Source organism: Pseudomonas sp. SW-3 (genome assembly GCF_016615645.1).
In the GTDB taxonomy this organism is placed as follows: Bacteria; Pseudomonadota; Gammaproteobacteria; order Pseudomonadales; family Pseudomonadaceae; genus Aquipseudomonas; species Aquipseudomonas mandelii.
The window spans coordinates 228,364-253,243 of record NZ_CP067098.1; the positions used below are offsets into that span (position 1 = coordinate 228,364).

24 protein-coding genes are annotated in these 24,880 nt (G+C 59.8%); 16 read left to right on the plus strand and 8 right to left on the minus strand.

The window, feature by feature from the left end; translation table 11 throughout:
* Positions 1-22: 22 nt before the first annotated feature.
* The 5 genes from oscA to JIO00_RS01005 all read left to right on the plus strand — a co-directional run bounded on the left by oscA (position 23) and on the right by JIO00_RS01005 (position 4,057).
* A complete protein-coding gene (gene oscA / locus JIO00_RS00985; protein WP_010464855.1) occupies positions 23-205 on the plus strand; it encodes a sulfur starvation response protein OscA in 183 nt (60 codons plus the stop codon).
* A gap of 75 nt (positions 206-280) precedes the next feature.
* Complete coding sequence (locus JIO00_RS00990) at positions 281-1,294, plus strand: sulfate ABC transporter substrate-binding protein (RefSeq protein WP_200667443.1); 1,014 nt, start codon at positions 281-283, stop codon at positions 1,292-1,294.
* A gap of 69 nt (positions 1,295-1,363) precedes the next feature.
* Positions 1,364-2,182, plus strand: coding sequence for a sulfate ABC transporter permease subunit CysT (cysT, locus tag JIO00_RS00995; protein ID WP_007899634.1), 819 nt, complete (start codon positions 1,364-1,366; stop codon positions 2,180-2,182).
* Positions 2,183-2,194: 12 nt separating this feature from the next.
* Entirely contained in the window at positions 2,195-3,064 is an 870-nt protein-coding gene (gene cysW, locus JIO00_RS01000) for a sulfate ABC transporter permease subunit CysW (protein WP_010464848.1), read from the plus strand.
* Positions 3,065-3,067: 3 nt separating this feature from the next.
* The gene (locus JIO00_RS01005; protein ID WP_010464846.1) at positions 3,068-4,057 is read left to right on the plus strand and encodes a sulfate/molybdate ABC transporter ATP-binding protein; all 990 of its coding nucleotides are present in this window, start codon (positions 3,068-3,070) and stop codon (positions 4,055-4,057) included.
* A gap of 92 nt (positions 4,058-4,149) precedes the next feature.
* On the opposite strand, the gene JIO00_RS01010 is transcribed toward JIO00_RS01005, so the two are convergent.
* Positions 4,150-4,668, minus strand: coding sequence for an Mpo1 family 2-hydroxy fatty acid dioxygenase (locus JIO00_RS01010; protein ID WP_010464844.1), 519 nt, complete (start codon positions 4,666-4,668; stop codon positions 4,150-4,152).
* Between the two features lie 84 nt (positions 4,669-4,752).
* Between JIO00_RS01010 and JIO00_RS01015 the strand changes: the two genes are divergently transcribed.
* The 4 genes from JIO00_RS01015 (at position 4,753) to JIO00_RS01030 (ending at position 7,461) form a co-directional block, all read left to right on the plus strand.
* Positions 4,753-5,439 carry a Crp/Fnr family transcriptional regulator gene (locus JIO00_RS01015; protein WP_200667445.1) on the plus strand — a complete coding sequence of 229 codons (687 nt, stop codon included), beginning with the start codon at positions 4,753-4,755 and terminating at the stop codon, positions 5,437-5,439.
* A gap of 70 nt (positions 5,440-5,509) precedes the next feature.
* On the plus strand, positions 5,510-5,875 hold the full coding sequence (locus tag JIO00_RS01020) for a response regulator (protein ID WP_200667446.1): 366 nt from the start codon (positions 5,510-5,512) through the stop codon (positions 5,873-5,875).
* Positions 5,876-5,987: 112 nt separating this feature from the next.
* Positions 5,988-6,236, plus strand: coding sequence for a helix-turn-helix domain-containing protein (locus tag JIO00_RS01025; protein WP_200667447.1), 249 nt, complete (start codon positions 5,988-5,990; stop codon positions 6,234-6,236).
* Positions 6,229-7,461: a type II toxin-antitoxin system HipA family toxin gene (locus tag JIO00_RS01030; protein WP_200667448.1), complete on the plus strand. Its 1,233-nt coding sequence runs from the start codon at positions 6,229-6,231 to the stop codon at positions 7,459-7,461. The genes JIO00_RS01025 and JIO00_RS01030 overlap by 8 nt, the downstream gene beginning before the upstream one ends.
* 48 nt (positions 7,462-7,509) lie before the next feature.
* Here JIO00_RS01030 and JIO00_RS01035 read toward each other — a convergent pair whose 3' ends face one another.
* Positions 7,510-8,514, minus strand: a complete 1,005-nt coding sequence (locus tag JIO00_RS01035; protein WP_010464838.1) for an AraC family transcriptional regulator — start codon at positions 8,512-8,514, stop codon at positions 7,510-7,512.
* Between the two features lie 100 nt (positions 8,515-8,614).
* Here JIO00_RS01035 and JIO00_RS01040 point away from each other — a divergent pair, with 100 nt between their 5' ends.
* From JIO00_RS01040 to JIO00_RS01070, 7 genes are all read left to right on the plus strand, one after another.
* Positions 8,615-9,688 (plus strand): fatty acid desaturase, encoded by a 1,074-nt coding sequence (locus JIO00_RS01040; protein WP_200667449.1) that lies wholly within the window; start codon positions 8,615-8,617, stop codon positions 9,686-9,688.
* A gap of 385 nt (positions 9,689-10,073) precedes the next feature.
* Entirely contained in the window at positions 10,074-10,655 is a 582-nt protein-coding gene (locus JIO00_RS01045) for an alpha/beta hydrolase (protein ID WP_010464834.1), read from the plus strand.
* A gap of 59 nt (positions 10,656-10,714) precedes the next feature.
* Positions 10,715-11,647, plus strand: coding sequence for a sigma 54-interacting transcriptional regulator (locus JIO00_RS01050; RefSeq protein ID WP_083375298.1), 933 nt, complete (start codon positions 10,715-10,717; stop codon positions 11,645-11,647).
* 174 nt (positions 11,648-11,821) lie between these two features.
* Complete coding sequence (locus JIO00_RS01055) at positions 11,822-12,604, plus strand: MetQ/NlpA family ABC transporter substrate-binding protein (protein ID WP_010464830.1); 783 nt, start codon at positions 11,822-11,824, stop codon at positions 12,602-12,604.
* Between the two features lie 684 nt (positions 12,605-13,288).
* Positions 13,289-14,392, plus strand: a complete 1,104-nt coding sequence (locus JIO00_RS01060; protein ID WP_083375297.1) for an efflux RND transporter periplasmic adaptor subunit — start codon at positions 13,289-13,291, stop codon at positions 14,390-14,392.
* Positions 14,389-15,456, plus strand: coding sequence for an efflux RND transporter periplasmic adaptor subunit (locus JIO00_RS01065; RefSeq protein ID WP_200667450.1), 1,068 nt, complete (start codon positions 14,389-14,391; stop codon positions 15,454-15,456). The genes JIO00_RS01060 and JIO00_RS01065 overlap by 4 nt, the downstream gene beginning before the upstream one ends.
* On the plus strand, positions 15,453-18,506 hold the full coding sequence (locus tag JIO00_RS01070; RefSeq protein ID WP_010464825.1) for an efflux RND transporter permease subunit: 3,054 nt from the start codon (positions 15,453-15,455) through the stop codon (positions 18,504-18,506). Before JIO00_RS01065 ends, JIO00_RS01070 begins: the two co-directional genes overlap by 4 nt.
* A gap of 114 nt (positions 18,507-18,620) precedes the next feature.
* On the opposite strand, the gene JIO00_RS01075 is transcribed toward JIO00_RS01070, so the two are convergent.
* From JIO00_RS01075 to JIO00_RS01100, 6 genes are all read right to left on the minus strand, one after another.
* The gene (locus JIO00_RS01075) at positions 18,621-19,250 is read right to left on the minus strand and encodes a class I SAM-dependent methyltransferase (RefSeq protein WP_200667451.1); all 630 of its coding nucleotides are present in this window, start codon (positions 19,248-19,250) and stop codon (positions 18,621-18,623) included.
* Between the two features lie 357 nt (positions 19,251-19,607).
* Positions 19,608-20,252, minus strand: a complete 645-nt coding sequence (locus JIO00_RS01080; RefSeq protein WP_077747487.1) for a methionine ABC transporter permease — start codon at positions 20,250-20,252, stop codon at positions 19,608-19,610.
* Positions 20,242-21,363: a methionine ABC transporter ATP-binding protein gene (locus JIO00_RS01085; RefSeq protein WP_200667452.1), complete on the minus strand. Its 1,122-nt coding sequence runs from the start codon at positions 21,361-21,363 to the stop codon at positions 20,242-20,244. The genes JIO00_RS01080 and JIO00_RS01085 overlap by 11 nt, the downstream gene beginning before the upstream one ends.
* A gap of 2 nt (positions 21,364-21,365) precedes the next feature.
* On the minus strand, positions 21,366-22,175 hold the full coding sequence (locus tag JIO00_RS01090; RefSeq protein ID WP_102595593.1) for a MetQ/NlpA family ABC transporter substrate-binding protein: 810 nt from the start codon (positions 22,173-22,175) through the stop codon (positions 21,366-21,368).
* 143 nt (positions 22,176-22,318) lie between these two features.
* A complete protein-coding gene (locus JIO00_RS01095) occupies positions 22,319-23,677 on the minus strand; it encodes an LLM class flavin-dependent oxidoreductase (protein ID WP_200667454.1) in 1,359 nt (452 codons plus the stop codon).
* Complete coding sequence (locus JIO00_RS01100) at positions 23,677-24,870, minus strand: SfnB family sulfur acquisition oxidoreductase (protein ID WP_200667456.1); 1,194 nt, start codon at positions 24,868-24,870, stop codon at positions 23,677-23,679. Before JIO00_RS01100 ends, JIO00_RS01095 begins: the two co-directional genes overlap by 1 nt.
* Between the last annotated feature and the right edge of the window lie 10 nt (positions 24,871-24,880).

Here is a 24,880-nt window from a genome sequence, read left to right on the forward strand (position 1 = left end):
TCTCAGTTGAAGGAGCAGCACCATGAGCGCATCCCTACGTAGCGTTGAGGGTCAAGACGAAGCCACCATCTTGCGTGAGATCCAGAGCGCACTGCGCGACCTGCGTTTTGGCGCAGTCGAGATCACCGTGCACAACGCCCAGGTGGTCCAGATCGAACGCAAAGAAAAATTCCGTCTGCAAAGCCCGAGCAACAAACCGAGCTGAAAAAAACCGGCAGCCCGCGCTTCCAGCACTCCATAAAAAAAGCCAACACATCCAAGAATTCCAGGAGCTTTCACCATGTCGTCGATTCGTCATTTCGCTTTGGCCGCCCTGGCCAGTGCACTTTTTGCTGGTTCTGCGGTTGCCAAGGATTACGAGTTGCTCAACGTGTCGTATGACCCGACTCGGGAGCTGTATCAGGATTACAACGCCGAGTTCGTCAACTTCTGGAAGAAGGACCACGCTGGCGATAACGTGAAAATCCAGCAGTCCCACGGTGGTTCCGGCAAACAAGGCCGTGCCGTGATCGATGGCCTGCGCGCCGACGTGGTGACCCTGGCCCTGGCCGGTGACATCGACGAAATCGCAAAACTCGGCAAGACCCTGCCGGCCGACTGGCAGAAGCGTCTTCCCGAGGCGAGCACGCCTTACACCTCGACCATCGTGTTCCTGGTACGCAAGGGCAACCCTAAAGGCATCAAGGACTGGGGCGACCTGGTCAAAAACGACGTGTCGGTCATCACTCCTAATCCGAAAACCTCCGGCGGTGCGCGCTGGAACTTCCTCGCGGCCTGGGCCTACGGCCTGAAAGCCAACGGTGGTGACGAAGCCAAGGCCAAGGAATACGTGCAGACCCTGTTCAAGCATGTGCCGGTCCTGGACACGGGCGCTCGCGGTTCGACCATTACCTTCGTCAACAACGGTCAGGGTGATGTGTTGCTGGCCTGGGAAAACGAAGCGTTCCTGGCTTTGAAAGAAGACGGCGGCGCGGACAAGTTCGAAATCGTTGTGCCTTCGCTGTCGATCCTCGCCGAACCGCCGGTGGCTGTGGTCGACAAGAACGCCGAGAAAAAAGGCAACGCCGAGATCGCCGAGGCGTACCTCAAGCACCTGTACAGCCCCGCCGGCCAGGAAATTGCGGCGAAAAACTTCTATCGTCCACGTGACAAGGATGTGGCCGCCAAGTACAGCAAGCAGTTCCCGACCCTGGACCTGGTGACCATCGACAAGGATTTCGGCGGCTGGAAAAGCGCTCAGCCGAAATTTTTCAATGATGGCGGTGTGTTCGACCAGATCTACCAGGCGCAGTAGTTTTAAATAGCCATCAACGAGCCCCGGATTTAAGTTCGGGGCTTTGCGCGTTCTCAACCAAGGACTTTTATGTCGCGTCGTATCTCCCCCGTCATACCCGGCTTCGGGCTGACGCTGGGCTACACCTTGGTGTACCTCAGCCTGATTGTGCTCATTCCACTGGCGGCGATGTTCGTGCATGCCGCTCAACTCACCTGGGATCAGTTCTGGGCGATTATCTCGGCGCCACGGGTGCTGGCGGCGTTGAAGCTGAGCTTCGGCACCGCGCTCTATGCCGCGATCATCAACGGCATCATCGGCACGCTGCTGGCCTGGGTGCTGGTGCGCTATACCTTCCCAGGACGCAAAGTCATCGATGCGATGATCGACTTACCCTTCGCTTTGCCCACCGCCGTGGCCGGTATCGCGCTGACTGCGCTATACGCGCCCAATGGTTGGGTGGGTCAGTTTGCAGCGGACCTGGGTTTCAAGATCGCGTATACCCCCCTCGGCATCACCCTCGCCCTCACTTTTGTGACACTTCCATTCGTAGTACGTACCGTACAGCCAGTATTGGCTGATATCCCGCGAGAAGTGGAAGAAGCGGCGGCGTGCCTGGGTGCAAAACCGCTACAGGTTTTCCGCCATATTCTGGTGCCCGCGCTGCTGCCAGCCTGGCTGACCGGTTTCGCGTTGGCCTTTGCCCGCGGGGTCGGCGAGTACGGTTCGGTGATTTTCATCGCCGGCAATATGCCGATGAAAACCGAGATCCTGCCGCTGCTGATCATGGTCAAACTCGACCAGTACGATTACACCGGCGCCACGTCCATTGGTGTACTGATGCTGGTGGTTTCCTTCGTCCTGTTGCTGCTGATCAACTTGCTGCAGCGGCGCATCGAAACCCCATAAGGAGGCGCAGAAATGTCCCAATCGTCTATTGCTGCTGCTTCCTCGAACGCCGCCCGCCGTGGCAGTGCTTCGTCGCGGCGAATCCTGATCGGCCTTGGCTGGCTGGTGTTCGTCCTGTTCCTGTTGCTGCCGCTGGTGATCGTGGTGTCTCAGGGCCTGAAGCTCGGAATCGGTGCGTTCTTCACCGCGATCTTCGAACCCGACGCGTTGTCGGCCCTGAAACTCACGGTGATCGCCGTGCTGATATCAGTGCCGCTGAACCTGGTGTTCGGTGTCAGCGCTGCATGGTGCGTGAGCAAATACTCGTTCCGTGGCAAAAGTATGCTGGTCACGCTGATCGACCTGCCGTTCTCGGTATCGCCGGTTATCGCCGGTCTGGTCTACGTGCTGATGTTTGGCGCCCAGGGCCTGTTCGGGCCGTGGTTGCAGGATCACGACATCCAGATCGTCTTCGCCTTGCCGGGCATCGTGCTGGCGACGATTTTCGTCACCGTGCCGTTCGTGGCGCGTGAACTGATCCCGCTGATGCAGGAACAAGGCACCCAGGAAGAAGAGGCTGCGCGCTTGCTCGGGGCCAATGGCTGGCAGATGTTCTGGCACGTCACCGTTCCCAATATCAAATGGGGCCTGATCTACGGCGTGGTGTTGTGTACCGCGCGGGCCATGGGTGAATTCGGTGCGGTGTCGGTGGTTTCCGGGCACATTCGCGGGGTGACCAACACCTTGCCGCTGCACGTCGAGATCCTCTACAACGAATACAACCACGTGGCCGCGTTCGCTGTGGCGAGCCTGTTGCTGATCCTGGCGCTCTGCATCCTGCTGCTCAAGCAGTGGAGCGAAAACCGTATTAACCGCCTGCGCGCCAGCGCCGCGGAGGAATAAGTCATGTCGATCGAAGTGCGTAACGTCAGCAAGAATTTCAATGCGTTCAAGGCGCTGGACAACATCAGCCTGGACATCCAAAGCGGCGAACTCGTGGCCCTGCTCGGCCCTTCGGGTTGCGGCAAGACCACGCTGCTGCGGATCATCGCCGGCCTGGAAACCCCGGATCAGGGCAACATCGTGTTCCACGGTGAAGACGTCTCCGGCCACGACGTGCGTGATCGCAATGTCGGTTTCGTGTTCCAGCACTACGCGCTGTTCCGTCACATGACGGTGTTCGACAACGTCGCGTTCGGCCTGCGCATGAAACCGAAAAACCAGCGCCCAAGCGAAAGCCAAATCGCGGTGAAGGTTCATGAACTGCTGAACATGGTGCAACTGGATTGGCTGTCGGATCGCTACCCGGAGCAACTCTCCGGCGGCCAGCGTCAGCGTATCGCGTTGGCCCGTGCCTTGGCGGTGGAGCCGAAAGTCCTGCTGCTCGATGAACCGTTCGGGGCGCTCGACGCCAAGGTCCGCAAGGAGCTGCGTCGCTGGCTCGCACGGCTGCACGAAGACATCAACCTGACCTCGGTGTTCGTGACCCACGACCAAGAAGAGGCCATGGAAGTCGCCGACCGTATCGTGGTGATGAACAAAGGCGTGATCGAACAGATCGGCTCACCGGGCGACGTCTACGAAAACCCGGCCAGCGATTTCGTTTATCACTTCCTCGGTGATTCGAACCGCCTGCATCTGGGCGAAGACAACCATGTGCTGTTCCGCCCGCATGAAGTGTCGCTGTCGCGGCATGAGCTGGAAGACCATCACGCGGCGCAAGTGCGGGATATCCGTCCGCTGGGCGCGACCACTCGGGTGACGTTGAAGGTCGAAGGCCAGAGCGAGTTGATCGAAGCTGAAGTGGTGAAGGATCACGACAGCCTGATCGACCTGGCGAAGGGCGATACGCTGTTCTTCAAGCCCAAGGTCTGGCAGAAACTCGCCAACATCTAAGGCAAAAGCTTCGCGGGCAAGCCTCGCTCCTACAGGGGATCTATGGCGTACATAGATCCCCTTTAGGAGCGAGGCTTGCCCGCGAAAGCAATCTACGCAGCAGCGCGCTTCGGATTGACCCGCACCCCACCCACCCGCGCCTCGATCTGCTCTTTCAAATCCCGCCGCATCCCTAGCAAAAACGCCAGTTCAACCACCACAAACAGTGGCCCGACAATCAACCCCGTCACATCATCGACAAACGCCGGTTTGCGTCCTTCATAGTGATGACCGACAAACTGAATCGCCCAGCCCACCACAAACATCCCGATCCCGCTCGAGAGCCACACCAGCGTACTTTGCTGCGCGAGAACCTGACCCGCCCAGACGCACAGCCCCAGCAGCACCGTCATCAACACCCCGAGCCGTACCTCCAGGCGCAGGTAAAACCATGCCGAGGCCAGTGCCAGCAGCACCGCCGGCGACACCCAGCCTCCAACCCATTGCGGCCGCGACAGCAGCACCGCCACCGCCACCACAATCAGCGGAATCCCGATAAAGTGGCTGGCGATATTGCGCGGGTCACGGTGGTAAGCGGCGTATTGACTGAGATGGTCAACGAGGCTTTTCATTGTTATTCCTCCTGTAGGGTGATTGATCATGCCTCGGGTTCACCTTTCGCTCTGTCAGGCAGGCGACAATCTCCAGGAGTTTTCATGAGCATGCAGGTTTGGCGTTCGCGCCTGGAGTCGGGGCAGTGGTTCAGTCATTTACCGGTTCCCTTACAGGATAGTCTGCTGGCTGCGGCCCGGGTGCGACGGTTGTCGACCGGGCAGCTGTTGTTCAAACGCGGTGACCCGCCGTGCGGGTTGTATGCGGTGATCGAAGGCGCGGTACGCATCGGCGCGGTCAGCGAGCAGGGCAAGGAAGCGCTGCTGAGCCTGGTGGAGTCGCCCCATTGGTTCGGCGAAATCTGCCTGTTCGACGGCCAGCCACGCACCCACGATGCGTTCGGCGTTGGCCAGTGCACCCTGTTGCACCTCCCGCAGGCGGCATTGCTGGCGTTGCTCGACGAACAACCGGTGTATTGGCGGCAGCTGGCATTGCTGATGAGCCACAAACTGCGCCTGACCTTCATCAACCTCGAACAGCTGAGCCTGATGCCCGCCCCGGCACGCCTGGCTCACCGCCTGCTGATGATCGCCGAGGGCTACGGCGAATACGATCCGCCGCGCCGAGTGCTGCAACTGCCGCAGGAGCAACTGGCGTCAATGCTGTCGCTGTCGCGCCAGACCACCAACCAGATCCTCAAGGACTTGCAGGGGCAGGGCATTCTGAATTTGAAGTATGGCGAGATCGAAATCCTCAACGCCGAGGGCTTGCGGGCATTGGCGATTTTCTGAAACTCAGCGTTTTTGATGGGCTTTGCCCGCGAAGGCGCCTAGCCTGTGATGACGACAATCGAGGTGTGCCATGCGTGTGCTGCTAGTAGAAGACGAACCGGAGATCGCCAAACGCTTGGCCAACGGCCTGAACGAGGCGAGTTATTCAGTCGATGTGGCGCTCAACGGTATGGACGGGCGTCGCTTTATCGAGTCCGGCGAATACGATCTGATCATCCTCGACGTGATGCTGCCGGGGCTCAACGGCTGGCAGTTGCTGCAACAGATCCGCAAGCTCGGCGACACGCCGGTGCTGTTGCTGACCACCAAGGACGGCATCGAAGATCGCCTGCGCGGTCTGGAGCTGCATGAAGATGATTACCTGCTCAAGCCGTTTGCCGTGAGCGAACTGGTGACGCGGGTGCGCAAGTTGTTGCGGCGGGATCGGGGGCGCTAGGTTCGCGGCCTCAGGCTAAAAAATGAGCTGGACTTAGGTGCCAAACTGCACTAAATACAATGCAGATCCACAGTTTGTGGAAAATTGCACGATATACGATGCAGGTTGAGCAATGGAAAATCTCGGTGAACTTATCCGCTCTCTACGCAAAGAGCGAAAGCTTTCTCAGGATGCACTGGCAAAACAGTACGGCATGAGCCGTTCCACGATTTCAGGCATCGAGAACAATACAATCTCCGAAATCGGTCTGCGCAAGGTTGAGGCGATCCTCAACGGCTTCGGATACGAGCTCACCGCTGTGCCTCGTCAGTCGAAGCGCCCAACGCTGGACGCTCTGAAAAAGGCTAACTTCCATGGGTGAGCCACAGGGAAAGGACAGGCTGCACATCAGTGTGTCCGCAACGGCCGTCGGCACGCTCGGTCGTGGTCAGTCCCGTGGCGATTCAGTCTTTACCTACGCCGAAAACGCGCAGGAGGAAAATGCAGTCTCGCTGACCATGCCGACTCGTCTTGAGAGTTATACGTGGGAACAAGGTGTACCGCCCATTTTCGAAATGAACCTGCCCGAGGGTGCTCTACGCGATGAATTGGTTCGCCGTTTCAGCAAAGCGGTCCGCGGGTTTGATGATTTCGCGATGCTGGCGATTGTCGGCCCGTATCAGCTTGGACGTGTGGGCATTGCAAACGCGCAAGATTCGAGTGAACGCCCCCCGGAAACCAGCCTCGCGGATCTTCTGGTGCATGACGGCGCGCAGGGCTTGTTCGATGATCTGTTACACACCTATGGCCAGTACTCGGGCGTTTCGGGTGTACAGCCGAAAGTGCTGGTCCGGGACAGTGCAACAACGGTCGACCGGCTGACCCATCGAGGCGCGACGCACCTGGTCAAATCCTTTCGTCCAGAGGAATACCCCGAACTCGCGGCCAACGAATACTTTTGCATGCGGGCTGCGCTGCATTGCGGACTTGAAGTGCCGACATTTGAACTCAGCGAGCAAGGCAAATTTCTGGTCGTTGAACGTTTCGATCTGAATGACAAAGGTTATCTGGGGTTCGAGGATTTTTGTGTCCTCAATGCCTGGCCGTCGAAGGCCAAATACGATGGCTCGTATGAAGGTGCTGCGAAGCAAATCAAAGAATTCGTCTCCCCGCCATTGCTCAACCAGGCGCTTGAATCTTTTTTCAAAATCGTCGCGCTCTCCTCTGGAGTGAAAAATGGCGACGCTCACCTTAAAAACTTCGGAGTGCTGTACGAGCATTGCGCCGCCGATGCGCAGATCAGCCTTGCTCCGGCCTACGACATCGTCACGACATCGGTCTACATCAAGTCCGACAGCATGGCGTTGCTGTTGGGCGGATCAAAGGCTTGGCCCAAGTACAAGATGCTGATGCGGTTTGGTCGTTCGGCCTGCAACCTGACGGAAGGGCGTTGTAATGAACTGCTGCAACAGGTCGCTCATGGGATGGATGTGGCGATGGGTGAGATGGCACTCTACATTCGGGCTAACAGCGGTTTTGCCGAGGTTGGCGAAGCGATGATGGATCAGTGGAGATCAGGTGTTGCGCGAAGTCTGGTCAAAAGCTGAGAGGTTCCGTCGAAGAGGCGGGTCAATCCGACCCGGCTCCCAGATCAGTCACCGCAACCCATCCCGAAACTGCCCCGGTGTCATCCCGGTCCAGCGCTTGAACGCGCGGCTGAAGCTGCTGGTATCGGCGAACCCCAGCATATAACTGACTTCACTCAACGAGCATTGCGGGTCACGCAGGTGCAGCAGCGCAAGGTTTTCGCGGCTTTCATTGAGCAACGCGTCGAATCGACAACCTTCGTCCGCCAGATGCCGTTGCAGGCTGCGCAAGCTCAGGTGCAGGGCCTTGGCGATGTGTTCGGCGCTTGGTTCGCCTTCGGGCAATTGTTCTTCAATGGCATCGCGGACCTTGCGTTCCCACGTCAGCGGCTTGAGTTGCGCCAAAGTACGCTTGAGCACTGCTTCGTTGTGTTCAGCCAGTTCCGGATTGGCATCGTCCAGGTGACTGTCGAAGTCCACGAGGGCAAATTCCAGTCGGTCCTCGTCGGCGGCGAAGTGCACCGGCGAACGAAAGACTTTGTGCCATTGATGCGGGTCGGCCGGTTCCGGGCGGCGCAGATACACCGCCAGCGGGGCATATTCGCGGCCCAGGCGATTGCGGCAGGTGCGCACGTAAATCGCGGCAAACGCGTCGATGGCCTCCAGCGCCGGTGCGGGATTGCCTTGCGGAATTTTCAGACGGAAGCGGTAGCGATCTTCAGCGCGGGTCAGTTCCAGTTCCAGCGCATCGCTGACCACCTGGTGATAACGCACGATGCGCTCGAACACTTCGCGCAGACTGCCGCTGGCCACCAGCGCATAACCGAGCGCATGGAACGTGGTCGGGCTGACAAAGCGCGACACCCGCAAGCCAATCGCCGGGTCGCCGCTGACCTGCACCGCGATTTCCCACAGGCGCGTGGTGCCCGACAACGGGTAACGGGCGTTCGGGTCGTCCATCAACTGCGGGTCGAGCCCCGCCTGCTGGCACAGAGCGGTGCTGTCGAGGCCCAGCGCATCGAGTTGCTTGCGCAGGGCGCGGGTCCAGCTGGCGAGGGAGGTCGGTTCAGTCATGCTGATTGGCGCTTCCGGTCAACAGGTTGGCGTTCACGGCTACCACGGTGTGAGGGTTCACAAGGCAGGATGCGAACATCAATAACCAGAGGATGGAAGCATGGACGGTACTTCTGCAAGTCCCCAGCGACTGAATGCAGCCCAACGATCAGCGCATATTCGCGAAGTGGTGCTGGCCAGAGGGGTCGAACTGCGCAAACGCTACCCGATTCTCAACCATCAGGACGCCTTGGGCGCGGGCATTCTGGCCTTCGCGCTGGCCGGAATGATCGGTTCAGCGGCGCTCTACCTGACCGGGCACCTGGCCTGGTGGGCGTGCCTGTTGCTCAACGCGTTTTTCGCCTCGTTGACTCACGAGCTGGAACACGACCTGATTCATAGCATGTACTTCCGCAAGCAGCGCGTGCCGCACAACCTGATGATGGGCCTGGTGTGGCTGGCGCGCCCGAGCACGATCAATCCATGGATTCGCCGGCATCTGCACCTCAATCACCACAAGGTGTCCGGTACGGAAGCCGACATGGAAGAGCGCGCGATCACCAACGGCGAGCCTTGGGGAATCGCGCGGCTTTTGATGGTCGGCGACAACGTGATGTCGGCGTTCATTCGCATGCTGCGCGCCAGGACCTGGGCGCATAAATTCAGCATCATCAAACGCACGTTGAAGGTCTACGCGCCGCTGGCGCTGGTGCATTGGGGCGCCTGGTACATGTTCCTCGGTTTCCATGGGGCGAATGGCATTGCCTACCTGATGGGGTCACCCATCGAATGGTCGGCGACCACGCTGTCGGTGATGACAGTCATCGACATCGCGGCGGTGGTGATCATCGGCCCGAACGTGTTGCGCACGTTTTGCCTGCATTTTGTCAGCTCCAACATGCATTACTACGGGGACGTGGAGCCGGGGAATGTGATTCAGCAAACCCAGGTGCTGAACCCTTGGTGGATGTGGCCGATGCAAGCGTTCTGCTTCAACTTCGGCAGCAGCCACGGGATTCATCACTTCGTGGTGAAGGAACCGTTTTACATCCGCCAGATGACCGTGCCGGTGGCGCACAAGGTGATGCGCGAGATGGGCGTGCGGTTCAATGATTTCGGGACGTTTGGGCGGGCGAACCGGTTTGTGCGCGAGGAAACAGCAGAGGCGCAGGAGGTGCGTGCCGCTCAGGCGTGATCGATGTTCTCGGAAACTCAACACGGCAAAGGCGCCCGTCATCAATCTGACCCAAAGGGGCGGTACGTTATGACCCAAGCAGGATGACTTGGTAGTTACTGTATCGCTGACCCATTTATGCGTTTCGGATCTAATAAAGTAATTAAATATTCCTTTATTGGATAAGTATTGAAGTTAATCATCGCATCCAGTGATGTTGATTAGCGCTAGCAGATTTTGAGTTTCCGGGGCCGTCTCCTTGGCAGGGTGCGGTCCCTTTTTTTGTCTTTTCAAAACCACCGCATATTCCTAATAGGTCTTAATAAATAGCTTCTTATTCCTTAACGGATATAGCTCTCCTCCCTATACTCGACCGGGAACAGACACGCAGCAGGAGAGCTCCCCCATGCGCAACGAATCAATTCGCTACCTGATTGTGCCGGGCTGGCAAGGATCGCCGGAAGATCATTGGCAAAGTCACTGGCAGAACAGCCTGCCCAATAGCGCTCGGGTGGAGCAGGCCGACTGGCTGACGCCGCGTCGTGAAGACTGGGTTGCCGCGCTGGCAGAAGCGATTGCTGCCGACAGCACGCCGGTGATCTTGATTGCGCACAGTCTGGGTTGCATTACGGTCGCCCATTGGGCGGCCACGGCATCGCTGCATTTTTTGCGACAGGTTCGCGGTGCCTTGCTGGTCGCGCCGGCGGACGTTGAACGTCCGGCATGTGCTCCGGCCTTGCGCAACTTCGCACCGATTCCCACAACCCTTTTGCCCTTCCCGAGCCAGGTCGTCAGCTCCGACAACGACAGCGCCGTGAGTGCGCCGCGAGCCCTGGAGCTGGCTCGCAACTGGGGCGCCGAGGCGGGGATTCTGCCGGGTGCCGGACACATCAACGTGAAGTCCGGTCACCAGCGCTGGGAGCAGGGATTTGCCTATCTCTACCGCCTGCAAAATCGAATGGAACACCACGCCCTGCGACGTGCTTGAACCTTTTTCTTTTTTAGAACGCCAACCCGTCTCCCGGCGGTTCAGGGCGGGAGTCTGCCATGAGTTTCGAAGCCTTCGGTCAGCCACTGCTGACCTTTCCCGACGCAGAAAAAAGTCCCCTGAGTATTCGCGCCAAGGCGCTGGTGTTTGTCGATCCACGTTCCCGGCAGTTGCGCCTGGAGCTGGAACAACTGGCGCCGCGCTCGATCTCGGTGTTGATCCGTGGTGAAACCGGCAGCGGCAAGGAATTGCTTGCGCGGCACATCCATCGTGCCAGTGATCGCGGAGGGTTATTCGTCTCGGTCAACTGCGGCGCCATCAGCCCGACCTATGCTGACGCCGAACTGTTCGGCTATGCCGCCGGCAGTTACAGCGGATCGGCCAGCAGCCGCGCGGGGTGGTTCGGTTCGGCCAATGGCGGCACGCTCTACCTGGACGAGATCGGCGATTTGCCGCTGCCGATCCAGATCAAATTGCTCGCCGCCCTGGAAAACCACGAAGTCACCCGCGTTGGCGCTCAGCAACCGAGCCCGGTGGACGTGCGCCTGGTGGCGGCCACCAGTATCGATCTGGCCCAGGCGGTGGCGGCCGGGAAATTCCATGAGCGGCTTTATCACTACCTCAGCGAAGGTCAACTCGAACTGCCGGCATTGCGTGACAGGGTCGGAGATATTTTGTCGCTGTCAGAATATTTCCTCGGCATCTACAGCCAGCGCCTCGACCTGCCGGTGCCGCTGATCAGTGAGGCCGCGCAGTTGGTGCTGGAGCGGCACAGTTGGCCGGGCAATACCCGGGAGCTGGAGAATGTCATTCACTTTGCGCTGCTGGTCAGTACCGGCGACGAGATTTTGCCGGAGCATTTGAATCTGCCTGAAGTGCCTGTGTCGTTGGTGCAGATTGAGCAGCAGATCGCGCAAGTGAGCAAAAACGGCACGGCTGACGAGCGTTCGGCGCTAAAGGATCTGCTCGAAAGCTTTAGCCGAATGCTGTAACCCGTGTGGGTTAGAGCTGTATGAACAAAATGGAATATGAGAGTGAATAAAAGATATTGTTCGGGAATAAAAAATCCCGGTATTGTCCGCTTCACGCCAGCGATAGCACTTCACTGGCACACGTACTATTTAGCCGTCGTCGCTGACGACCGTGATTTTCGATAAGGACACTGCATGAAAAAGGTTCTGTTGTTCACCGCACTGGCGGCTGCCCTGACCGCGGGCCTGGCCCAGGCTGGCGAGAAACTGGTGGTGGCGGCGACCCCGGTTCCACACGCCGAGATTCTGGAACTGATCAAGCCAACCCTCGCCAAAGAAGGCGTGGACCTGGAAATCAAAGTGTTCACCGACTACGTTCAGCCGAACGTACAGGTCGATCAGAAGCGTCTGGACGCCAACTACTTCCAGACCCTGCCGTACCTGAAAAGCTTCAACGAAGGCAAAGGCACTAATCTGGTAACCGTGATCGGCGTGCACGTCGAACCATTCGGCGGCTACTCGAAGAAAGTCAAAACCCTGGCTGAGCTGAAAGACGGCGCGACCATCGCCATCCCGAACGAAGGCAGCAACAGCGGCCGTGCCCTGATCCTGCTGCAGAAGGCTGGCCTGATCGAGTTGAAAGACCCGAAAAACGCTCTGGCTACGCCGAAAGACATCGCCAAGAACCCGCACAACTTCAAGTTCAAGGAACTGGAATCGGCCATGCTGCCGCGTGTGCTGGATCAGGTCGACCTGGACATGATCAACACCAACTACGCGCTGGAAGCAGGTCTGAACCCGGCTAAAGATGCGCTGGTGATTGAAGGTGCCGATTCGCCTTACGTGAACTTCCTGGTGGCTCGTCCGGACAACAAGGACAGCGTTGCCATCCAGAAACTGGCCAAAGCCCTGACCAGCCCGGAAGTGAAAGCATTCATCGAGAAGAAGTACAGCGGCGCGGTACTGCCGGCGTTCTGATTCGCGAGGTAAACCCCTTCAAGGTTTCGAACGCCGACGGCTAGTAAAGCGTCGGCGTTTTTTTTGCCTGCGAGAAACCTGTGGCGAGGGAGCTTGCTCCGCTGGGTTGCGACCCTAAATCCTGCACATGCGCTTCTTCAGGCACACCGTTTCGACTGATTTTGCGACTGCTGCGCAGTCGAGCGGGACGGTGCGGCGGTCCGACAAGCTCCCTCGCCACAAAAGCGCCCGCGCATTCAGGCTACCCTGGCCTCCAGCGCCCGGCGCAACGCCACCAATAACTTCACGATTTCTTGCGGATCCAACCGCTGTGGCACTTTCATCTCAGCCATTTTTCTCTTCCTTGTGAGGGTTCAGCCAGGGAGTCTGGCCAAAAGCTGTGCGTCCTTGGAGGGGCTTTTTGAAAAAAAGATCCCTCCTACAGCTGCAAGGAAAATAGTCGTCTTCTTTCGCCGCGACAAATCCGCGGGATAGTTTTTTGCGTGATGCGACAAGGTCGACGTGAAGCTGGCCAACACGACCGTCATCCGAACCTCAAGCTGGCTCTCAGTGGGCTCCGCCAGGTGCTACAAGATTTGTGACTTGATGGCTTTATTTGAGGGCGTCAGGTGCACCCATGGAACCCTGTTCTAAGCTCACAGTCGTATCGCCATTGGCACGTCCGTACAACGCAAAGGAGTCTGCATGGCTGGTCCCGGATTGAAAATAGCGGTTGGTCTGAGCCTCCTTGCACTACTGACCGCGTGTGGCGATAAAAAACCGGTCGAGAAGGACCGTCCACGGGTCTTCGTCCAGGAGGTCAAACCCTTGGATTACGCCGCGTCGGTGACGCTCACCGGCGATGTTCAGGCCCGGGTCCAGACTGAGTTGTCGTTCCGCGTGGGCGGCAAGATCATTCAGCGCATGGTCGATGTCGGTGACCGAGTGTCGGCCAAACAAGTGCTGGCCAGACTCGATCCCAAAGACCTGCAGACCAGCGTCAATTCGGCCCAGGCCCAAGTCACCGCCGAGCAGGCCCGGGTCAAACAGACCGCCGCCGCGTTTGTCCGCCAGCAAAAACTCCTGCCCAAGGGCTACACCAGCCAAAGCGAATACGATTCCGCGCAAGCTGCCTTGCGCAGCAGTCAGAGCGCGCTGACCGCTGCTCAGGCGCAGCTTGCCAACGCTCGCGAACAACTCGGCTACACCGCGCTGATTGCCGAGGCGCCAGGCGTGATTACGGCGCGTCAGGCCGAGGTCGGCCAAGTGGTGCAGGCGACGGTGCCGATTTTCAGCCTGGCGCGCGATGGTGAGCGTGACGCGGTGTTCAACGTCTACGAATCGCTGCTGGCCGAGGCGCCGGAGGATAAAACCATCGTGGTCAGCCTGCTCGACAACCCGTCGATCAAAACCACTGGCACCGTGCGGGAGATCACTCCGGCGGTGTCCGCGCAGACCGGCACCGTGCAAGTCAAAGTCACCCTCGACAGCCTGCCCGAGGGCATGCAACTGGGCTCGGTGGTAAGCGCTACGGCCAAGACACCCGGCAAGTCCGCCGTGGAATTGCCGTGGTCGGCCCTGACCAAAAACCTCAGCGATCCGGCGGTATGGCTGGTGGATGGCGAGGGCAAGGCGCAACTGCACAATGTTACGGTCGGTCGTTACTTGACCGGCAAAGTGATCATCAGCGCCGGCCTGCAGAGCGGCGAAAAAGTCGTCATCGCGGGCGGTCAGTTGCTGCACCCCGGCGTGAAAGTTGAAATCGCCGAAAACACCTACAAGGATCTTGCTGTGGAAGCTCAGCCATGAAGCGTCTGTTACTGGTGTGCACGGCGATGATGCTGGCGGCGTGCTCGAAAGAGGAACCGCCGCCGGAGCCGATACGTCCGGTGCTGTCGGTCAAGGTCGAATCGCTGGACGAGGAACATCTCGGCCGCTTTGCCGGCAGCATCCAGGCCCGCTATGAAAGCAATGTCGGGTTCCGCGTGCCGGGGCGCATCGCCAGCCGTAACGTCGATGTCGGTGCCGAAGTGGAAAAGGGCGCGCTGCTCGCCACCCTGGACCCTACCGATCAGCAGAATCAGCTGCGTTCCGCCAAGGGCGATCTGGCCAGCGTCCAGGCGCAATACATCAACGCCCAGGCCAGCGCCCGGCGGCAGCAGGAATTGTTCGATCGCGGCGTCGGCGCCCAGGCGCAACTCGATGTCGCGCAGACCGACCTGAAGACCACCCAGGCCTCTCTCGATCAAGCGAAGGCGGCGGTCGATCAGGCCAAGGATCAGCTCAACTATGTCGAATTGCGCTCGGACCACAAAGCCATCGTCACCGCGTGGAATGCCGAAGCCGGGCAAGTCGTCACCGCCGGCCAGCAAGTGGTGACCCTGGCGCAGCCGGACATCAAGGAAGCGGTGATCGACCTGCCGGACACCCTGGTCGACCAACTCCCGAGCGACGTCGTCTTTCAAGTTGCGGCGCAACTGGACCCGAGTATCAACACGACGGCCACTGTTCGTGAAATCGAGCCCCAGGCCCAGAGTGCGACCCGTACCCGTCGAGCCCGCCTGACCCTGACAGACACACCGCCCGGTTTTCGCCTGGGCACAGCGATCAGCGTCACCCTCAGCTCCGCGATCAAACCCCGCATCGAACTGCCCTTGAGTGCGCTACAGGAGGTCGGTGGGCAATCGCGCATCTGGGTCGTCGATACGCAGACCCAGACCGTTGCCCCACGGGACGTCAACCTTCTCAGCCGCACCGATTCGACCATGGTCCTGGCCAACGGTGTGAAGTCGGGTGAGCGGGTGGTCAGCGCGGGTGTGAACAGCCTGAAACCGGGACAGAAAGTGAAAATCGACGAGGACAGCCCCCAATGAAAGGGAGTTTCAACTTATCCGAATGGGCCCTCAAGCATCAGTCGTTTGTCTGGTATTTGATGTTCGTCGCGCTGCTGATGGGCGTGTTCTCGTACATGAACCTGGGGCGCGAGGAAGACCCGTCGTTCACCATCAAAACCATGGTCATCCAGACCCGCTGGCCGGGCGCGACCCAGGAAGAAACCCTCAAGCAGGTCACGGATCGCATCGAGAAAAAACTCGAAGAGCTCGACTCCCTCGATTACGTCAAAAGCTATACGCGGCCCGGCGAGTCCACGGTGTTCGTCAACCTGCGCGACACCACCAGTGCCAAGGACATCCCGGAAATCTGGTACCAGGTGCGCAAGAAGATCAACGACATTCGCGGTGACTTCCCCCAAGGCCTGCAAGGGCCGGGGTTCAACGACGAATTCGGTGATGTGTTCGGTTCGGTCTACGCCTTTACCGCCGACGGCTTGTCGATGCGCCAGTTGCGCGATTACGTGGAACAGGTTCGCGCTGAAATTCGTGAAGTGCCGGGGCTGGGCAAGGTCGAGATGGTCGGTGAGCAGGACGAAGTCCTCTACCTTAATTTCTCCACCCGTAAACTGGCGGCGCTGGGTATCGATCAACGCCAGGTGGTGCAAAGCCTGCAAACCCAGAACTCGGTGACCCCGGCCGGTGTGATCGAGTCCGGTCCGGAGCGCATCTCGGTGCGCACCTCGGGGCAGTTCGCTTCCGAGAAAGACCTGGCCAACGTCAACCTGCGGCTCAATGACCGCTTCTACCGCCTGGCCGACATCGCCGACATCAGCCGTGGCTACGTTGACCCGGCGACCCCGGAGTTCCGTTTCAACGGTCACCCGGCCATCGGCCTTGCCATCGCCATGAAGAAGGGCGGCAACATCCAGGAGTTCGGCAAGGCGTTGCACCAGCGCATGACTGACCTGACCGCAGACTTGCCGGTGGGCGTTGGTGTGCACACTGTGTCCGATCAGGCCGAAGTGGTGGAAAAAGCCGTCGGAGGCTTCACCAGTGCCTTGTTCGAAGCGGTGGTGATCGTGCTGATCGTCAGCTTCGTCAGCCTCGGTGTGCGCGCCGGGCTGGTGGTGGCGTGCTCGATCCCGCTGGTGCTGGCCATGGTGTTCATCTTCATGGAATACAGCGGCATCACCATGCAGCGGATTTCCCTCGGCGCATTGATCATCGCCCTCGGCTTGCTGGTGGACGACGCAATGATCACGGTCGAAATGATGGTCACACGCCTGGAAATGGGCGAGACCAAGGAGCAGGCGGCGACGTTTGCCTACACATCCACGGCGTTCCCCATGCTCACCGGCACATTGGTGACAGTCGCCGGGTTCGTGCCGATTGGCCTCAACGCCAGCTCGGCGGGCGAGTACACCTTCACCCTGTTTGCCGTTATCGCGGTGGCGATGCTGGTGTCGTGGATTGTCGCTGTGTTGTTTGCCCCGGTGATCGGCGTGCACATTCTCAGCGCCAAGGTGAAACCCCATGACGCCGAGCCCGGGCGCATCGGCCGTGCATTCAATTACGGGATGTTTTGGGCCATGCGCAATCGCTGGTGGGCGATCGGTATCACCATTGCGCTGTTCGTGGCCTCGGTGTTTTCCATGCAGTTTGTGCAGAACCAGTTCTTCCCGTCGTCGGACCGCCCGGAAATCCTCGTCGACCTCAACCTGCCGCAAAACGCCTCGATGGCCGAAACCCGCAAGGCGGTGGACAAGCTCGAAGCGACGCTCAAGGATGACCCGGACATCGTGCGCTGGAGCACTTACATCGGCGAGGGAGCGATCCGTTTCTACCTGCCCCTCGACCAGCAATTACAGAACCCGTACTACGCGCAACTGGTGATCGTCAGCAAAGGCCTGGAATCGCGCAACGCCCTCAGCCAGCGTTTGCGCGAACGGCTGCGCAAGGATTTCGTCGGGATCGGCAGCTACGTCCAGGCGCTGGAAATGGGCCCGCCGGTGGGTCGCCCGATTCAATACCGGGTCAGCGGCAAGGACATCGATCAGGTGCGCAAGCACGCCATCGCCCTGGCCACCGAGCTGGACAAGAACTCGCACATCGGCGAGATCATTTACGACTGGAACGAACCGGGCAAAGTCCTGCGCATCGAGATCGCCCAGGACAAGGCGCGACAACTGGGACTGTCGTCGGAAGACGTGGCCAACCTGATGAACAGCATTGTGGTTGGTTCGCCGGTGACTCAGGTCGATGACGATATCTACCTGATCAACGTCGTGGGGCGCGCGGTGGACGCGGAACGTGGCACGCCGGAAACCCTGCAAAACTTGCAGATCGTGACCCCGAGCGGCACGTCGATTCCGCTGCTGGCGTTCGCCACGGTGCGCTATGAACTCGAGCAACCGCTGGTCTGGCGCCGTGACCGTAAACCGACCATCACCATCAAGGCGGCAGTGCGTGATGAGATTCAGCCGACTGACCTGGTGAAACAGCTCAACCCCGCCATCGATAAATTCGCCGCCGGTTTGCCGGTGGGTTATTCGGTCGCCACGGGCGGCACGGTGGAGGAAAGCGGCAAGGCCCAAGGGCCGATAGCCAAGGTGGTGCCGCTGATGCTGTTTCTGATGGCGACCTTCCTGATGATCCAGCTGCACAGCGTGCAGAAGCTGTTCCTGGTGGCGAGTGTCGCGCCGCTCGGGCTGATCGGCGTGGTGCTGGCGCTGATCCCGACGGGCACGCCAATGGGCTTTGTGGCGATCCTGGGGATTCTGGCGCTGATCGGCATCATCATCCGCAACTCGGTGATCCTGGTGACCCAGATCGATGCCTTGGAGAAAGAGGGCGTTTCACCTTGGGATGCCGTGGCGCAGGCCACGGAGCATCGACGCCGACCGATTCTGTTGACCGCTGCGGCGGCCAGCCTGGGGATGATCCCGATTGCCCGGGAAGTGTTCTGGGGGCCGATGGCTTACGCCATGATTGGCGGGATCATTATTGCGACGTTGCTGACGCTGCTGTTTTTGCCAGCGCTTTATGTCGCCTGGTACAAAATCCGCGAGCCGCAGAAAGAGGTGCAGTAAGGCGAGCGCTACGCGCTTATCGCGAGCAGGCTCGCTCCTACAGGGGGACCGCGTCCGTCTGGACAACTCGGTCAACTGTAGGAGCGAGCCTGCTCGCGATGGCGTCCTGTCAGGCTACACCGGCTTGCGCCACACACTCGCCAACCAAGGCTGCTGCTCCCGCGGCAGCCCGGCCGGCCGGTAGTAATGCTCCAGCTCCACAAACCCCGCCTCAGTCAGTAATTGCTGCCACGCCGCAAGATCGTGGTAAGCCCCATAACGCGGCCCATTCCACCCTTCCTGATTCTCGCCGCGAGGATTGGAACTGAACAACACGCCACCTGGCTTCAACGCCCTGCGCAACTCCTTCAACACCCGAGGCAATTCCTGGCGCGGGATATGAAACAACACCGCATTGGCAAAAATCCCGTCGAAGCGTTCATCCGGCAGGTCCAGCTTCAGAAAGTCCTGCTGCCATACTTCGCATCCACTGTCCTCACGCGCCATCTGCGCAAACTTTTCCGAACCATCGAGCCCGACAGCCGTGTGGCCCATGCGCGTGAACGTCTGCAAATCCCGCCCCGGCCCACAGCCGAAATCGAGAATGTCGAACGGCGCCTCGCCCTGAATATGCCGCAGCAGGGCATCGATGTTCTGGCTGACATCATGATCGCGAGTCCCCTCGCGAAAACCTTCGGCCACCGAGTTGTAATGGTCCAGGGTGGTGGCGGTGATCTTCTGGAGGTCGTCGGGGGTTTGCTTCATGGTCGGCTGCGCAGGCAATGGGGATATGGCCGAATATACGCCATCAGACGTGGGGCTGCTTCGCAGCCATTCGCGGGCAAGCCTCGCTCCTACAGTTGATCGAGTTGTTTCGACAGCCGCGTACTCCTGTAGGCACACTGATTTTCCTGTGGGAAATGTTCCCCCTGTTGCGAGGGAAATTGCCCGTGTCGAGGACACTTTTGTGGCGAGGGAGCTTGCTCCCGCTGGGCTGCGAAGCAGCCCCCAGCCATTCAATGAGGTGTGTCAGATAAACCCGGTCTAAAGATCTTGCGAGTGCTGCGCAATCGAGCGGGAGCAAGCTCCCTCGCCACAAAAGCGCTACAACCTTGACCGTGTTCAGCGCTTGTTGAGCCCCCGAGCCAAGCGATCCCCACCCAGCTGGATAATCGCCACCAACACCACCAGCAACACAATCACCGTCAGCATGATCTGGCTGTCAAACCGCTGATACCCATACCGATACGCAATGTCCCCCAACCCCCCCGCACCAATGGCCCCGGCCATGGCCGACGAGTTGATCATGGTCACCAACGTGATGGTGAAACCACCGACAATCCCCGGCAGCGCCTCGGGCAACAGCACATGCCAGACGATGTGCCAGCGCCGGCAACCCATCGCTTGGGCCGCTTCGATCAAACCGTGATCCACCTCGCGCAAACTGACTTCGGCTATGCGCGCAAAGAACGGCGTGGCCGCAATCGTCAGCGGCACCACCGCGGCCCAGACCCCGTAAGTGGTGCCGACGATCAACCGGGTGAACGGAATCAGCGCCACCATCAGAATCAGAAACGGAATCGAGCGGAACAGGTTCACGAAGGCGCCCAGTGCACGGTTCAGCGCCGGTGCTTCGTAGATGCCGCCTTTGGTGCTGGTGACCAGGATGACCGCCAGCGGAATCCCCGCCAGCAGCGCAATCAGCGACGACACGCCCACCATCAGAAACGTGTCGATGAAGCCTTGCAACAAACGATCAAACCACATAACCGAGCACCTCCACCTGTTGCGCCCAGTGGCCGGCGCGCTGACGCAGTTGCTCGGCGCCCAAGGACGATCCCGTCACCGTCAGCAGCAATTGCCCCAGCGCATGGCCCTGAATGCGTTCCACGCCACCTTGCAGCAACCTCACGCGACCGCCGAGGGCGCTGAACAGCGCTGCCAGATCCGGTTCGTCTGTGGCGCTGCCGGTGAAGCGCAAACGCAACACAACCGCCGCGTCCGAGGACTGAGGTTGTGGACGCAAACCGCTTTGCAGTTCTTCCGGCAGCGCGTGTTGCAGCGGCGCGAGCAAGGTCTTGCTGACTTCATGCTGCGGGTCGCCAAAGACTTTCCAGACCGGCCCTTGCTCGACGACTTTTCCGTGCTCCAGCACCACCACCCGATCACAGATATCGCGGATCACCGCCATCTCGTGGGTGATCAGTACGATGGTCAAACCCAGCCGCTGATTGATCTCGCGCAGCAGGCCGAGGATCGATTGCGTGGTCTCCGGGTCCAGTGCCGATGTGGCTTCGTCACACAGCAGGATCTCCGGGTCATGCACCAACGCGCGGGCGATGCCGACACGCTGTTTCTGTCCGCCGGACAGCTGCGCCGGATAGGCCTTGTGCTTGCCTTGCAGGCCGACCAACTCCAGCAGTCCGCGGACTTTCTGATCGCGTTTTTCCTTGGGCACACCAGCGACTTTCAGTGGCAATTCGACGTTCTGCCAAACGGTCTTGGCCGACATCAGATTGAAGTGCTGGAAGATCATGCCGATCCGTCGGCGCAGCGCGACCAGGCGGTCTTCATCGAACTCGCCGATGTCCACTTGATCGATCAGCACCCGGCCGCTGCTCGGTTGTTCGAGACGGTTGATGGTGCGGATCAGCGACGACTTGCCGGCGCCGCTGCGACCGATGATGCCGAACACTTCACCGCGCTGGATCGCCAGGTCGATGCCGTGCAACGCCGCCACTGGACCCTGCTGGCCGGTGTAGGTTTTGCCCAGGCCGATGAAGCGCACATGAGCGCGGTTCAGGTCCGGGTGCAGTTCGGTCTGTGCGGCTTTATGTGGCTCTGGAATCTCCAGTCGCCGTTGGATCGCGGCCGTCATCCTCAGCTTTCCCAGCCGGCTTGATAGAGCTTGCCGTGGGCTTTATCCAAGGCCGCACGAACAGCCGGCGAGTGCTGGTAGATATCGACAAACTTGATCAGGCGCGGATCGGTTTTGCTCTTGGGCTGGATCACGAACTGGATCACGTATTCCTTGTGATCGAGACCGTCGAACAGCAAGGCCGAACCGGCATCGAAAGTCTTCGACAGACGTATATACGCCGGGTAGCCCTGCACAAGATCGGCATCGTCATAGGCGCGCACCAGCTGTACCGCTTCAACCTGGAGGATTTTGATGTTCTTCGGGTTGGCGATGATGTCTTCTTCGGTGGCCTTGTAGCCGACACCCGGCTTGAGGGTAATCAGGCCGGCCTTGGCCAGCAGTTGCAGGCCGCGACCGCTGTTGATCGGGTCGTTGGCGATGGCGACGCTGGCGCCTTGCGGCAGTTCGTCGAAGCTTTTGTATTGCTTCGAGTAGAGGCCGACGTTGTTGATGATCCCCGGCGCAAACGGCACCAGGTCAAAACCGGCGGCAGCCTTGGCGTTTTCCAGGAACGGGACGTGCTGGAAATAGTTCACGTCGATGTCGCCGGCCGCGAGGCTGACGTTGGGGGCGATCCAGTCGCTGAACTCCACGAGGTCGACTTGCAGGCCTTGTTTTTTGGCTTCCTCGACGGCGGCTTCCAGCGGGATGGCGAAGGCGGCGGTGGTGCCGACTTTCAGCGGCGCGTCGGCGGCGAAGGTGACAGAGCTGAAGAGGCCGAGGGCCAGGGCCAGTGCTTTGACTGGGTGGGAGAGGCAGGTCGTTTTCATGATGGGGTTTCCAGTCAGTGCATAAATTTTGGGTGTTTGGGCGGGCCTCTTCGCGGGCAAGCCTCGCTCCTACAGGTTCAGCGCCGTACCGGACATTTGTGAACGACCAATACCTGTAGGAGCGAGGCTTGCCCGCGAAGCTTTTAGCGCCGAAACGCCGAGCCCGTATGTTGCTCAGGCAAATGCGCTTCGCCGTGAAACAGCTTTTCCCGCAGGCTGCCGTTGTCATAAGCCGTTTTGTACGACCCACGCCGCTGCAGCTCCGGAATCACTAGCTCAATGAAATCCACATAGCTTTCCGGCGTGACAATCCGTGTCAGGTTGAAGCCATCCAGCCCGGTCTCGGCGATCCACGATTCCAGTTCGTCCGCCACTTGCTCAGGCGAACCCACCACCGTGATGTAGCGGCCGCCGAGGGCGTGTTGTTCGAGCAATTTGCGCCGGGTCCAGTCGTTGTTTTGCAGGTTTTTGGTCGCCGACTGGATCGCATTGCTCTTCACGTACTGGATCGGCTCGTCGATCTCGTAGTCGGAGAAGTCGATGCCGGTCGACGCCGAAAAATGCGCGACACCGGCCTCCGCGCTGGCATAACTCAGGTATTCGGCGTGCTTGGCCCAGGCCAGCTCCTCGGTGGCGCCGACAATCACGTTCAAGCCCATGAACACCTTGATGTCGTCGGGATTGCGCCCGGCTTCAACAGCGCTGGCGCGAACCTTATCCACCTGAACCTTGGTCGACGGTTTGTTCTGCCCGCTGATGAACACGCACTCGGCATGACGCCCGGCGAACAGCAAACCGCGATCGGAACTGCCGGCCTGGAACAACACCGGCGTGCGCTGCGGCGATGGCTCGCAGAGGTGATAACCCTCGACCTGATAGAACTCACCCTTGTGTTCGACCTTGTGCACTTTTCCCGGTTGGGCGTAGATCCGCTGTTGCGGGTCATTCAACACCGCGCCGTTTTCCCAGCTGCCTTCCCAGAGTTTGTAGAGCACTTCGAGGTATTCATCGGCCTGGTCGTAACGGCGGTCGTGTTCGACCTGTTCGCTGAGGCCCATGGCTTTGGCGGCGCTGTCGAGGTAACCGGTGACGATGTTCCAGCCGACCCGGCCGCGACTCAGGTGATCGAGCGTCGACAGGCGGCGGGCGAACAGGTACGGCGGTTCGTAAGACAGGTTGGCGGTGAGGCCGAAACCGAGGTTTTTCGTCACCGCCGCCATGGCTGAAACCAGCAGCAGCGGGTCGTTGACTGGCAGCTGGATCGATTCTTTCAGAGGCACGTCCACCGAGTTCTGGTAGACGTCGTACACGCCGACGATATCGGCGATGAACAGACCGTCGAACAAGCCGCGTTCCAGCAACTGCGCCAGTTCGGTCCAGTATTCAATCGTTTTGTACTGGGTGGAGGTGTCCCGTGGATGCGTCCACAAGCCGTGGTTGATGTGCCCGATGCAGTTCATGTTGAACGCGTTGAGCAGGATCTTCTTTTTCGCCTCGGCCATCAGATGGTCCCTCGCAACGGAGGGTTTTCATCGTTGAGGTAGTAGTTGCCGACGGCGTGATACTTCCAGCGCACCGGGTCGTGCAGGGTATGCACCCGCGCGTTGCGCCAGTGGCGATCGAGGCCGTGTTCGATCAGCGTTGCCTGACTGCCGGCCAGTTCAAACAACGTGCTGCCGGCGGCGAGGGAAATGTCGGTGCTGATGGCGCGGGCTTCGGCAACGGCAATCGAGGCCGCAGCGACGGTCTCGGCGTTGGTGTTGGCCTGGGCTTTGTCGAGGAATTCGCCGGCGCGGTCCAGCAAGGCTTCGGCGGCGTGCAGGCGAATGCTCAGGTGGCCGAAACTCTTGAGGGTGAGCGGGTCGTCAGTGGCTTTTTCATGGGTGGCGTCGATCCACGGTCGGGTTTTGGTGCGCACGAAGTGCAGGGCATCTTCATAGGCGGCGCGGGCGATGCCGGTGTCGATGGCGGCGTGAAGAATCTGTGCCAGCGGGCCAACGGTGGTCGGGCGCTCGAACGCACTTTGAAACGGGATGACGTCTTCGGCGGCGACGTAGACGTCTTCGAACACCACCGAACCGCTGCCGGTGGTGCGCTGGCCGAAACCGCTCCAGTCGTCGATGACGGTCAGGCCTTTGCTGTTGTGGGGAACGAACGCCAGTTGCTGCACGCCGTTTTCATCCACCACCGACGTCGGAATGCGTTGCGCATAGATCGCACCGGTCGCGTAGAACTTGCGCCCGTTGATGCGATAACCGTCAGCGTCGCGGGTCAGGCTGGTGACGCGGTCATGGGCGGTTTTGGTGCCCAGTTCCGCCAAGGCATTGCCGAAGCGCTGGCCGGCGAGCACTTCGGCGTACAGGCGTTTTTTCTGCTCTTCGCTGCCGTTCACGCGCAGCACTTCGAGGGCGTAGAAATGGTTCTGCGGGATCTGTCCGAGCGAGCCGTCAGCCTGGGCAATCAGCGCGATGACCTTGGCCAGGGTCACGTTGGAAACCCCGGCGCCGCCGTATTCCTTGGGCACGCTGATGCCCCAAAGACCCGAGCGGGAAAACACTTCCAGCTCCGGGTGCGGCAAACGGCGTTCGCGGTCGCGCAGGGCGCTGTCGCGTTTGAAATCTTCGGCCAGATCGGTAGCGACGATCAGGGCTTGCTCATCGCTGGTTATGACCGCGACGTGGTGAGAATGAGTCATGTGTTTCTCC